The following is an 11,522-nucleotide window of genomic DNA, read 5'->3' as shown; positions in this document are numbered from 1 at the left end:
GCGCGCTGTCTCTGGCGCCATCGGCGCACTCACGGCGCGCGCCCGCTGGAGAGGGGTCGCGGGGCAGCCCCCGCGGGAAGGGGTAGACGGAGACCGGGACGCCTTCACGTGCCGGGCTCCGGCTCAGGGGAAGGCCTTCCCCTCCTCCTCCTTTCAAAGTGGCCAGAAGGTCCGCCGATGGTTGGCCGTCGTCGGCGAGTTTCTGGCGCTTACGTCCGCCGCGTGGCGGCAAACGGCTGGAGCGCGGTCTGGCTTCCGTTAACAGTCTTGTTGCTTGGGCTATCTGTCTTCGTCGGACCCGCGCCGCGACTTCGGCCGCACCACGACGAAGGGCCCGACGCGATCGACGCGGGCGTCGACGCGGGCGAGGACGGCATTGAGCGCCACGCGGGGCTGGGCGGGATCCACGGTGCCGGTGATGCGACGACGTTTGAGTGCGGCGTCGGTCACCAGAATGCGGCCGGCACCGTGGCGCTGCAGATCGGCGAGCACCTCCGACAGGGGGGCGTCGACGAAGCGGAGGCGGGCGGGGCTCGCGCCCTGACCGTCGGTCGGGTCCGGCACCCAGGCGGGCCGGGTCCCGGCGGCGGAGCCCGCAAAGACCGCGCCCCCGCGATCGAAACGGGCGGCCTGGCCGGCGACGAGCGGCAGGGCCGGGCCGTCGGCGAGGGTGAGCTCGACCGACCCTTCGGTGACCGCCACCGTCCCGGCGTCGCCGTAGCGCGACACTTCGAAGGCCGTGCCGATGTCGCGGACGGCGGCGGGGCCGACGTGGACGCGGAACGGCCGCGCCTCATGGGCGGCCTGGACCCAGACCCTCCCCCGCAGCAGACGCACGTCGCGCCGGTCGGCGGCGATGTCCACGGCGATGGCGCTATCGGCGTCGAGCACCGCCAGCGACCCGTCGGCGAGGGTGAGGCTGCGGCTCTGGCCGACGCCGGTCTGGGCGTCGGTGGCCAGATGGGTGGCAAGGCTCGGCAGCGACACGCCGACCGTGAGAACAAGGGCGGCAGCGGCCGCCATGGCGCGGCGGGACAGGAGCGTCCGGCGGCGCAGGCTCTCAAGCCCACCCCCGGCACCCGGTTCCGACACCGCGACGGGAAACGTGGCCCCGTCGAGCCCGGCCCAGAGCGCTTCGACGTCCGCATAGGCGGTACCGTGGGCGCTGTCCGCCTGCAGCCAGGCGTCGAAGGCGGCGCGATCCGAGGGCCCTGCGCCCTGATCGCGGAGACGGACGAACCACGTCGTGGCTTCAACCGCAACGGGATCGGCTGGGTCGTTGAGACGCAGATCGGGGTCGAGGGGAACGGTCATGGGAGGGAAGACGATGGACGGAGGCGCGACCATTAGGCGGGACGCGGAAGATGTCACGGTCTCAGCGGCTCTCCCGGTGGGCGATCAAGGCCGCGCGACAGCGCCCGAGCGCCTGGACCATGTGAACCATGACCGTGTTCTTCGCCATGCCGAGGCGAAGCGCAATGGCTTCGTAGCTCAAGTGTTCGACCTTGTGCAGGCGAAAGACCTCGCCCATGCGCGGCGGCAGGGCGGCAATGGCGCGGTTCAACACCGTCAGCTCTTCGGCCGAGAGCAGCCGGGCCAGAGGGTCCGGCTGGGGGTCGGCGTGATCGACAAGGGCCGTGTCGGCCGGGACGGTGGCGGGAGTCCGGCCCCGGACGCGCCAGTGGTCGACCAGCAGATTGCGGGCGACGCCGAACAGCCAGGCGCGGCGGTCGAGCACGACGATGTCATCAGACACGGCGGCGAGCCGGGCATAGGCGTCCTGAGCAAGGTCGCTCGCCAGCGACGGATCCCCGGTCTGGCGCACGAGCCAGCCATAGAGCTCGTCCCACTGCGCCCGGGTCGCCGGCTCGCTCATGTCGTGACGCCCCGCTTTGCCCCTCTGGAAGCATTAACGGGTGAGGCGATGCAGGGCCGCAAGGGTGGGCAGACAGTCTTGTTTGTTGCGCTATCGCGCCGGACGCGGTCCGGCGCTGCTTGAGCGGGCTGTTCTGGCGCTATTGGCCGACGCGCGGCGTCGGCCTAGTTGAGCGCGGGTTGCGTGGGGGCGGGACGCTGGCCACACTGTGGGCATGAGCGACGTGACGTCAGAGCGGCCCGGGGCCCATCCCATCGACATCGAGGTGGGGGCGCGGGTGCGGGAGCGGCGCAAGGCGCTCGGCTTGAGCCAGTCAGAACTCGGCCGACGCCTGGGGCTGACGTTTCAGCAGGTCCAGAAATACGAGAACGGCATGAACCGGATGTCGGTCAGCCGGCTCTGGATGATCGGCCAGGCGCTGGAGGTGTCGATCGTCGATCTGGTCGAGGGCCTGGCCGAGGATGCCCCGCCGACCGGCGCGGGGGCGGCCGGGGTGGCGGAGGGCGCGCGGCTCGTCACCGCCTGGCGGCGGATCCGTTCGGCGACGCACCGGGCGGCGGTGGTGGGGCTGGTCGAGGGGCTGGCGGACGGGCGGAGAAAACCGGATTGAGCGCGGGCGGCCCGTAATCGTCTATTTGGCGTGCTTGCCCGGCGGAAAGGGATTGGGGGTCAGCAGCCGGGCGCGGAGGTCCACCAGGGTCCGCAAGTCCAAGGTGCCGGCGCGCGCGTCGAGATGCCGTTCGAGTGCGGTCAGAGCGTCTTTCGGCTCGGCGGCGCGAGCGGGCGATGCGGTCGGGCGGGTCGCGGTCATGTCATCCGTCCTGGCGGCGGCGGGAGATGAGCTCGCCCCCGTCCTCCGACTTCTTGAGATACTGGGGCTGAGGAAAGGGGTTGGCGGGGACTGTGGGGGCGGCATCTGAGGCCGGCGGGACCTGAGGCTCGGCGGCGGGCTTGGGCTCATCCGTCATTGGCGTCGACCTTGCCAAGCGTGGGCACGAAGGGAAACTTAATCCCCTGGTCCACCATCCGAAACGGCGGGAAGGGGATCGCGGACCGGCTGGCGCGGATTCGGTCCTGGGGATCCGGGATCGCGGCCGGCGGCGGGGCGGACGCCCGGCGCGGAGCGGTCGGCTTGGACCGCGCCGACTTGGCCCGGCCGCTCTTGACCGGCGGCTCCGACCCCGGCGGTGTGGGACGCGGTGACACGGGTGGCTCCTGGTCCAGACCCGACGATCAGGTCGTGAACGAACATAGTCGCCGCCAAAGCCAAGGCAAGACACAAGGCGGCGATCAGAGCGGCCAGGGCGCGGGCGCGGACCTTGAGTCGGATGAGATTTTGAGCGCGATTGTGTTCGGCGGCCTGGGCGAACTCTTCGGCCAGCCGGGCGCGCAGGTCGTCGGCCACGACGGCTTCGACATCGGCGCGGTCGAACCCGGCCTGCAGATAGGTGTCGCGCTCGGCGCGGGCCCAGACGATCAGGGCGGTCTCGGACGGCGGATAGCGGAAGGTGCGCTGGGCGGTGGCGATGAAGAGGAAGACGACGGTCATGACGACGCCGACGCCGGTCAGGCCGAGAAGGCCGTGAAGGACCAGGACATAGGGATCGAGCCGGAAGGCCGGTAGACGCGCAACCAGCGGGATGAGGATCGCGATCTGGACGCCCAGGGTCGCGGCGAAGAAGGGCAAGGAGCGAAAGACATTCTCGTCCTGGTCGACCTCGCGCTTATAGGCCTCGGCGCAGTGTTTCTCGAGATAGTCGAACATAGGGCCTCCGATTGGCCACTGTGCCCCGTCCCGACGCCCCGCTCCAGCCCGCGCCCAAGCCGATCGCCCGTCAGGCCCGGCGGCGCAGGCGGGGCTGGGCCAGGCCGGAGTCGGGGCCCAGGATCGAGAGGGGCGCGGGCGGGCTGTCGGCCAGGGCGAGCATGGCGAACAGGTCGGGGCTGCGCACGCGGAGCAGGCGGACGGCGGAGCGATCGACCCATGCGGCGGAATGAGACTGGCGGTCGGGGACGCTCTTGAGCGGGGCCCTGGGGTCGGCGGTGCCGGCGAAGACGACCCGGACCCAGGGGCCCCGGCCGCGCCACTGGTGGGTGAGGCCCAGGACGCCGGTCAGGGTGACGGCCACCCCGGCCTCTTCCCAGCATTCGCGCCGCGCGGCGTCGGCCAGGCTTTCTCCATACTCCACGCGGCCGGCCGGCACATACCAGGGGTGACCGGGAATGGATTCGCGGATGAGCAGGACCTGGTCGCCCGCCGTGATCACCGTCGCCACCACCGCGGCCATATCCACCGGCCCCCTGCCCTGTTGCTTCACCGGGAGAACGATCCTGCGGCGGGGGCGCCGCAGCGGCGGGGTTGCGGGGGCGCATGCGTTTGATCGTTTACGTCCCTGACGTAAGCCAGCCGAACGGAGACGCCGATGCGCACGCCGCTGTTCACCCTGACCCTTGCCCTGGCCGGATTGGCGGGGTGCGATGCGGCTCCCAATCCCAATTTCGAGACGGCTTACAAAGAGCAAGAAAAGCAGCGCTCGGGCGATCCGTTCGTGGCCTTGACCGGAGACACCGGGTTCGGGAACTGGATGCAGAGCGAGGGGTCCCAGAAGGCTTCCTACCTCGGGTATTACGGCGGACGCACGAAATCCGCCGTCGAGACCGGACTTGGCACCCTGGACGGCCTTCCGGCTCCGGCTGAGGGGCAGGCGACGGTTACGGCCTGCAAGCAGGCGCTTCGCGATGCTCTGGCCCCCGACGTGGCAACGCAGGCGGCGGCGACGCAGGCCGCGCTGACCACCTGCCGGACCCAAGCCAAGGCGCTGGAGGGCGCGGCTGAGGGGCCAGACAAGGTGTATTTCAACGGGCTGAAGCGGACCGCCTCGAGCGCAATGGCGGTGGTGGCCATGGCGGTGGTCTCTGCTGGAGACACCGACGCCGGGATTGCCCAATGGCGGGCGGCCGACCAGGCCGCGCGTGAGGATCGGCCCGCCTTCCGCATCAGGCCGGAGCAGTTCCGTCGGAACTATTAGGCCTGCCCCCCTCCACCATGCTTCGGCCGGTCTCGCTCCCCTCTTAACCGCCTCCCCCGTTCCCCCTCGCCCATTCGGGTTCTCTGCTGGGGGCGGATTGAGAAGGATGAACGCCTGCCCCGCCTCCCCTATGCGGAGGCGGACAGTCGCACGACGATGACGGAGGCGTTGTCCTGTTTGGGATGGGCCTTGGCGGTGACGCGGGCGAGGATGTCGGCAGCCGCGTCCGGGGCGTCAGACGCTGCGCGGACGGCGGCTTCGACGTCGCGCAGGGTCAGAACATCCACCCCGTCCGTGGCCAGGACCAGGCCCGTGACGCCCTTGAGCGGCAGGACCAGGTCGGTGCCTTCCACCTGGGGTGTCTTCAGGCCCAGGAAGCTGGTGATGGTGTGTTTGCGGGCCCCGGTGTGGAGCGTGTTGATGCGTTTGCCGCCGCGCTGGCCGTTGAGCTTATAGATCCAGCTGTCGCCAGCGGCGGCATAGACCCAGACGTCTTGGCTCGGCACGAGGATGACGGCCGCAAGGGTCGCCCCGGGGGTCTTGGGTCCTGGGTCTTCTTTCGCCGCCTTCATGCCCAGGCCCGAGGCGTCGCCCAGCAGGCGGACGGCGGTGGTGGCCTGAATCACGGCGGCGTGAAGCGCGGCCGACCAGCCCGCGGCGGTCGAGACCTGATCCGAGAGGGCCAGGACGGCCTGGCGCAGGGTGGCGAGGCCGAGGGCGGAGGCCACCTCCCCATCGGGATGTCCGCCCATGCCGTCGGACACGGCGATAAGCAGGGCATCGCCCGGCAGGGGCTGGATCAGCACCGAATCCTCCTGATCGTCGCGCTCGCCCTGGATTTGGGCGGCGGCGACGTCGAGGCGACGGCCGGCCAGGTCGGCGGCGAAGCGGGAGACAGTAAGGGGCGCGGTGGTGTCGAGATCGGTCACGAGAGGTTGTCTTTCTGCGAGGGCGAGGTCGGTGGCGGGGGCACGGCCTGCGGTCAGCGCAACAGGCGCCTCGACCGCGTCCGGCCGTGCCGGGCGCGCCGACGCCAGGGGGGCGATCTCGGTCAGGGGCAGCGATTGGGGATCGACCAGCTCCCAAGCCCCCTGGGGCATGAGCCGCAAGGCGCGTTCGTGGAAGCGCAGGATGGTCTCGCGGTGGCCGACACTGACATAGGCGCAGCCGCTGTCCCCGAGCGCCTGATAGACCGCCGCCTCGGTGGGGATGTCCAACGCGCTTGTGGCCTCGTCGAGGACCACGAAGCTTGGTTTTGAAATCAGCACCCGGGCGAAGGATATCCGCTGCTGCTCGCCCAGGGACAGGACCTTGATCCAGTCGCGCTCGGCGTCCAGTCCGCCGCATTTCTGGATCAGGTCCGGCAGACGCACCTGTTCCAGCACGGCCTGAAGCTCGGCGTCGCTGAGTTTGGGATCACCGTGGGGATAGAGGAGCTGGGCGCGCAGGTCGCCGAGCATCATATAGGGGCGCTGCGGCACGAACATGGTGTCGGCCTCGGGTGGCAGGATGATGGTTCCTGACCCCTGGCGCCACAGGCCGGCCATGACTCGCAGGAGCGAGCTCTTGCCGACCCCGGTCTGGCCAATGACGATCAGGGAGCGGCCCGCCCCCATGTCGAAGGTCAGATCCTTGACCAGCGGCGACTGGCCGCCTGGGGTGGTGAAGGTGACGCCTTCGAGTCGCAGCCCTTCACGGCCTTCACGCAAGGTGATGAGCCCGGGCGTGTTGCCCTTGTTGCGCTCGGCCAACATGTCCCAACGCTCGACCAGCTGGGCCAGGCGCACCGTGACGGGTGCGAGATTGGCAATGAAGGGCAAATATTGATTGAGCTGTGTCAGCGCCCCCATCAAGTTGGAGGCGGCGGCCGTGGCCAAGGTGATGGTGCCATAGGCGATCTGGCCAGAGAAATAGAGGGGATAGACCAGGAACAGGGGAGCCAGCGCCCAGACATAGGAAAGGGCCTGGCTAAGGCCGCCGGTCCAGAGCGTGTAATAGAAGATCTTCATCTGGATGTTGACCAGTCGCCAAAGGCGGCTGACGACCTGTCGGCTCTCGGTCCGTTCCCCCCGGAAGAAGGCGATGGTCTCGGCGTGGTCACGCACGCGCAAGAGGCCGTAGCGGAGGTCGGCGTTGGCGGCGACCTGTTCGAAATTCATCCGGATGAGGGGAATGTAGATGAGCACTTGGATGCCCATGGTGATCATCGAATAGATCACAACGAAGCCGGTCATGGCCGAGCTGACCTGGGTCAGCAGCACCGCATTCGTGGCGACGCCCAGCACGCTGCCGAGGATGCGCCCGGGGACCGAGAGCATGGAATCGATGAACGGTTTGACGTTCGATTCAATCCGCTCGTCGGGGTTGTCGATGTCCTCATTCAGGGTGATGTCGTAGTAGGTCTTGTGCTCCAGATAACGGTTGACCATCCATTCGGTCATCCAGCGGAACCACTGCATGGTCATGAGTTGGGTCAGCAGGCTCAGCAGTTGCTGATAGACCCACTGACCGACGCCCAGCCAGAACAGGAGCCAGAACAGGCTCAAGAAGACAGACTGGTCGGTGGCCACCAGTGCGTTGACTTGATCGGCGTTTTTTTGCGCCGTCCAGTAGCCGACATAGGCCCAGGCCGGGCCGACAGCGATGGTGAAGACCATCAGCACCCAGGACTTCCAATGCCTGGGATCGGTCCAATAGGGTTTGCTCAGCCGCCAGATCCGTTTGGCCAGCCGGCCGTCGAGCCGATAGTCCTTGGGGTCAATGCGGATGGTTTTGGCGTCGGCCATGGGCGATCCCTGAGACAAGTGGGGAGAGCGCGGCGATGGGCCGGCGTGTCAGGGGAGAAACGACTGAAGGCGTCAAGGGCCGTAGTCGTTTCCAGCCCTGGCACCGTGTGTGTCTCCACGGGATGGGCCTGCTGCCAACAAGTCTAAGGGCGGCGCTGTGGTACGAAACGCCACTGCCAAGCAGACGCGCCGCCAAGTGATGGGCACACCACGACCCAAGCTCGCTGAGGGCCACTCACAAATCCCGAGCGAAGAACTCGCCGCCGCCGCCGCAGGACGGCGCGAAAGTAGATCGTGAACGCCCGCAAGCGCCTATAGCACTCAGCCAGCGCCCCCCGCTCTGACAACCCGCACATGCTTACCTTTCGACCCCACTGTGGGATGACGCTCGACGCTTTGCGCCGGACGCTACTGCACGTCCAGATCCACCGGGTCCCCGAGACCGAGCCCCTAGCTAGAGGGGGTCTAACCGTCCCGCAGCGCTTCAAAGGGCAGCAGCCGGATCGTGATCAACTGCTCGTAAGGCGGGGTTGCTGGCCTATTTCATCCTAACTTTCAGAAAGAGACCTCGCGCGCGCCCGCCGACAAACTGGACTGCGTCGTCTATTGCAGCCACATGATCAGACCAACGGATGCGCTCGCCCCCATCATCGAGATCTCCGTCGTGTCCGAACGTAACAATCACCGACGCGCATACTTATGGCGCGCGGAGCCGCTCAGTCTGGATGCCCCGGAGCGGGTCGAGGGTAACCCGGGCGACCCTAGCGGCGGCGATTGTCCACAGCCGCGACTTCATCAAAGCGCCAGTGGCGGCCGAACGCGCATGGCTACCGCCCGAACAAATGAGCAACCCCGACCGAAGCGTCAAAACTTGCCACGAAGCGAGAGTGAGAAGTTTGCGGGTTCGCCGTACCAGTTGCCCCCTGCCGACGTGCCCATAGTGCTATAATACCGTGTATCTGTTAAATTGTCGATGTTGAGCTGAAGTCGCCAGTTGTCATCGATAGTGTACTCCGACTGCAAAGACCAAACGGCATAAGACGGCTGAGTGTAACTATAAGGCGTTACCACGAGACACGATGACGAACCAAGTGCGTTCGGTGTGCCTAACTGCGTGCAGGCCGTGCCCGCAACGAACGCTTCGGACAACCAACTAACTCCACCACCGATATTAATTCGGTTGAGCCAACTGTCATTCGTAAGCGCCGCACTTGCAAAATTGTACGAGGCCCATAATTTGAAGAGTTGATTTGGCTGCCGTGTGATCAACGACGTACCCTGGGCTGGGAAGAAGGCCAATGCAAGATCGTCCCCCTTATACTCGTTATCATTGTACGTATAGCTTGCTGCAATATTGAGACCGTCTATTACTTCACCGGTTATCTCAACATCGATACCTTTACTTATCCTTGATACATCAAAATCAGTTACGTAACAGCATCGGGTCTCGGGGTCTATCTCTCCATTCGCAATACGATTGCCCGCGTTGTCTAACACGTAGAACGCAAACTCATTCTCCGGGTCAAAGAACGTTGACCCGTCCGCATTTCGTACGATGACATTGTCCGGACGGATTGCAAAATTCTGTTGATCAATACGATAGACAGCCACAGAGGCGTTAAGTTTCCCGTCACGTAACGACCATTTCGCACCCGCCTCCAAATTGGAGCCAGTTATTGGATGGACAGGCTTTCGATCGCCATCAACGTTGTTCGCTTGGCTGACATAGATGTCGGTATAATCTGCATACAACCTGACGTCGTCACTGAGATCATAGCTCAGTGAAAACGCTGGCGGCCAGGTAAAATCCGTATCGTCGTAATTGGCGAACTCAGGAGCGTAAGCATCTCCAATCTCGCGACCAACGCAGTTCTCTGCCGTCGGTACCCCAGACGTAGGTATATTCACGCAAAGGCGATCTCGAATAGAGTTTTGCTTATAATAACTATAGCGAAAGCCAACTGCTAGATGAATTCTTTGAAGCGCCGTCAAATCAAGATTGAGGTAGGCACCAAGTTGTTCCTGTCCCCGTTCACGCCACAGAAAACTGGGTAGCGAATCGCTAGGCTCAGAGTAGATAGGATTCTGCGGATTGAAATTAAATACATCAATCTGTGGTGAGGACCCATTGGGGCACGCTATAACCGTACCAGAACAATACGCCGGACCACCTGGAAATGGTCGGTATGGCAAAGCAGGCGTACCCCTTACGATCTCAGATGGAGAATATTGTCTCGTACCGCCGCCATCAGATAGGACTCCATTTATCCCGAATGCCATCTCCTGTCTCTGTCCAAGTATATTGAACGCACCTGTGATCGACAATTCCCCAGAAAACTGACTGCTTGAGAAATCGTTAGCCGCAACGGTGAGTACTGAACCGGTGTTCGTGAGCGGGTTAACTGTACCGGAGCCAAATCCGAGTTTTTGGATGCTTTCCTGAACCTGATTGGTGAAATTCACCTTCACCGTCCAGCTCTCGCCGATTCGTTGCTCCACGGTTGCAAATGTCTCTGACGTCTCGAAGTTCCAACGGCTCCACGGTGCCAGCAGCGATCTGTTTCGGGGAAGCATGAGATCGGAGCCGTCTTGATAACGAGGAAGGCCCGACGACCATGGTACGCTGTCTTGACGTGTATGACTCAGACCCACTGTTAACACAGTGGAAGGATTCAAATCGTAACTGACGATTCCGTATATCAGACTACGAGTGTTTTCAGCTGTGTCGTAAAAGTAGCCGTTATCCTGGTAAGTCAGTACCAACCGACCAGCTAGTTTTCCGTCCATGCCTAGAGGACCAGTGACATCGAGAACTGTTCTATAGTCTTCCCAGCTTCCTACACTGCCATCGACCAAAACTTGGGCGTGATCGAGCGGTTTTTTACGGACAAGGTTCACTGTGCCAGAGGGATCACCATATCCATTAAAGAGGCCCGCCGCGCCCCGGAGAATTTCAATATGATCGTACTGCGCTAAATCTATCTCGGGGAAGTATGCCGTTCTAGAGGATCCAGCAAAACTTGTGGATAATGGCGCACCACCGTCAACCTGAATAGATGTTATCTCGAATCCACGTGAATAGAATAATTCTTCGATACTATTCTGCCCTTGAACAACTGTTACGCCGGGTGCCTGTTGGAGCGCTTGTGTGAAATCGTTGATATTCTGCTGCTCCAGACGTTCGCTCGTGATCACACTCACCGATTGCGGCGTGTCCTGAATGCTACGTGGTGCTTTCGACCCGATCGTCAGCGCCCCGGAAGTGAAGCTGCCGGTGCCCTCGGTCGCCGTGATATCGCGCGACCCGTTGACGCCGTTGACCCCGGCCGCCTGACCGGCCCGACCGAACGATCCGTCGCTCTGCGCGCCCTCCACTCGCACCGGCCCTAGCACCCGCTCCCCGTCGACACTGCCCGTAACGATCGGCTCAAGCGTCACGACCCCCTGGCCTGTGTAGCGATAGCGAAACCCAGTACCGGCCGTCAGGCGAGCCAGGGCTTGGTCCGCAGTCAGCCGTCCCCTGACGGCCGGTGCCTGGACCCCTTGCGGACCCATGTCGGTGTAGAGGACTTGGAGTCCGGTAAGGGCGGAGACGGCGCTGACCGAACGCGCCAGCGATTGGGCGGGGATGTCGAAGTCATAGACCCGGTCGGGCGCGGGAGCGGTGGCCGGGCTCTGGGCCGCCGCCTGACTCGGCAGGGCGGCCAGGCCGGTCAGGGCGGTGAAGGCCAAAAGGGCTGCACGCCCGGTGCTGGAGCGGAACGAAATCATGGCGACCCCCGTCGTGTGATATCGGGCCGCGTCATCGCCGCCCCCTCAGCCTCGACGCGC

At 64.6% G+C, this 11,522-nt stretch carries 9 protein-coding genes; 2 read left to right on the top strand and 7 right to left on the bottom strand.

The window, feature by feature from the left end:
- Positions 1-279: 279 nt before the first annotated feature.
- On the bottom strand, positions 280-1,314 hold the full coding sequence (locus tag BZG35_RS08370) for a FecR domain-containing protein (protein ID WP_171981912.1): 1,035 nt from the start codon (positions 1,312-1,314) through the stop codon (positions 280-282).
- 61 nt (positions 1,315-1,375) lie between these two features.
- Positions 1,376-1,876, bottom strand: a complete 501-nt coding sequence (locus BZG35_RS08365; RefSeq protein ID WP_077355227.1) for an RNA polymerase sigma factor — start codon at positions 1,874-1,876, stop codon at positions 1,376-1,378.
- Positions 1,877-2,090: 214 nt separating this feature from the next.
- On the opposite strand from BZG35_RS08365, the gene BZG35_RS08360 reads away from it, so the two are divergent.
- Entirely contained in the window at positions 2,091-2,486 is a 396-nt protein-coding gene (locus tag BZG35_RS08360) for a helix-turn-helix domain-containing protein (RefSeq protein WP_077355226.1), read from the top strand.
- Positions 2,487-2,507: 21 nt separating this feature from the next.
- Here BZG35_RS08360 and BZG35_RS08355 read toward each other — a convergent pair whose 3' ends face one another.
- The 3 genes from BZG35_RS08355 to BZG35_RS08345 form a co-directional block, all read right to left on the bottom strand.
- Positions 2,508-2,687, bottom strand: a complete 180-nt coding sequence (locus BZG35_RS08355; protein WP_077355225.1) for a hypothetical protein — start codon at positions 2,685-2,687, stop codon at positions 2,508-2,510.
- A 195-nt stretch (positions 2,688-2,882) separates the two neighbouring features.
- Complete coding sequence (locus BZG35_RS08350; RefSeq protein ID WP_077355224.1) at positions 2,883-3,641, bottom strand: hypothetical protein; 759 nt, start codon at positions 3,639-3,641, stop codon at positions 2,883-2,885.
- A 70-nt stretch (positions 3,642-3,711) separates the two neighbouring features.
- Complete coding sequence (locus BZG35_RS08345; RefSeq protein ID WP_077355223.1) at positions 3,712-4,164, bottom strand: NUDIX hydrolase; 453 nt, start codon at positions 4,162-4,164, stop codon at positions 3,712-3,714.
- A gap of 135 nt (positions 4,165-4,299) precedes the next feature.
- On the opposite strand from BZG35_RS08345, the gene BZG35_RS08340 reads away from it, so the two are divergent.
- Positions 4,300-4,905, top strand: coding sequence for a hypothetical protein (locus tag BZG35_RS08340; protein WP_077355222.1), 606 nt, complete (start codon positions 4,300-4,302; stop codon positions 4,903-4,905).
- A 128-nt stretch (positions 4,906-5,033) separates the two neighbouring features.
- On the opposite strand, the gene BZG35_RS08335 is transcribed toward BZG35_RS08340, so the two are convergent.
- Both BZG35_RS08335 and BZG35_RS08330 read right to left on the bottom strand, forming a co-directional pair.
- Entirely contained in the window at positions 5,034-7,691 is a 2,658-nt protein-coding gene (locus BZG35_RS08335; RefSeq protein WP_077355221.1) for an ATP-binding cassette domain-containing protein, read from the bottom strand.
- Positions 7,692-8,555: 864 nt separating this feature from the next.
- Positions 8,556-11,462 carry a TonB-dependent receptor gene (locus tag BZG35_RS08330; protein ID WP_077355220.1) on the bottom strand — a complete coding sequence of 969 codons (2,907 nt, stop codon included), beginning with the start codon at positions 11,460-11,462 and terminating at the stop codon, positions 8,556-8,558.
- Positions 11,463-11,522: the final 60 nt, after the last annotated feature.

Source organism: Brevundimonas sp. LM2 (genome assembly GCF_002002865.1).
Lineage (GTDB): Bacteria > Pseudomonadota > Alphaproteobacteria > Caulobacterales > Caulobacteraceae > Brevundimonas.
Note: the sequence above shows the minus strand (reverse complement) of the source record. Positions and strands in the feature narration are given on the sequence as shown.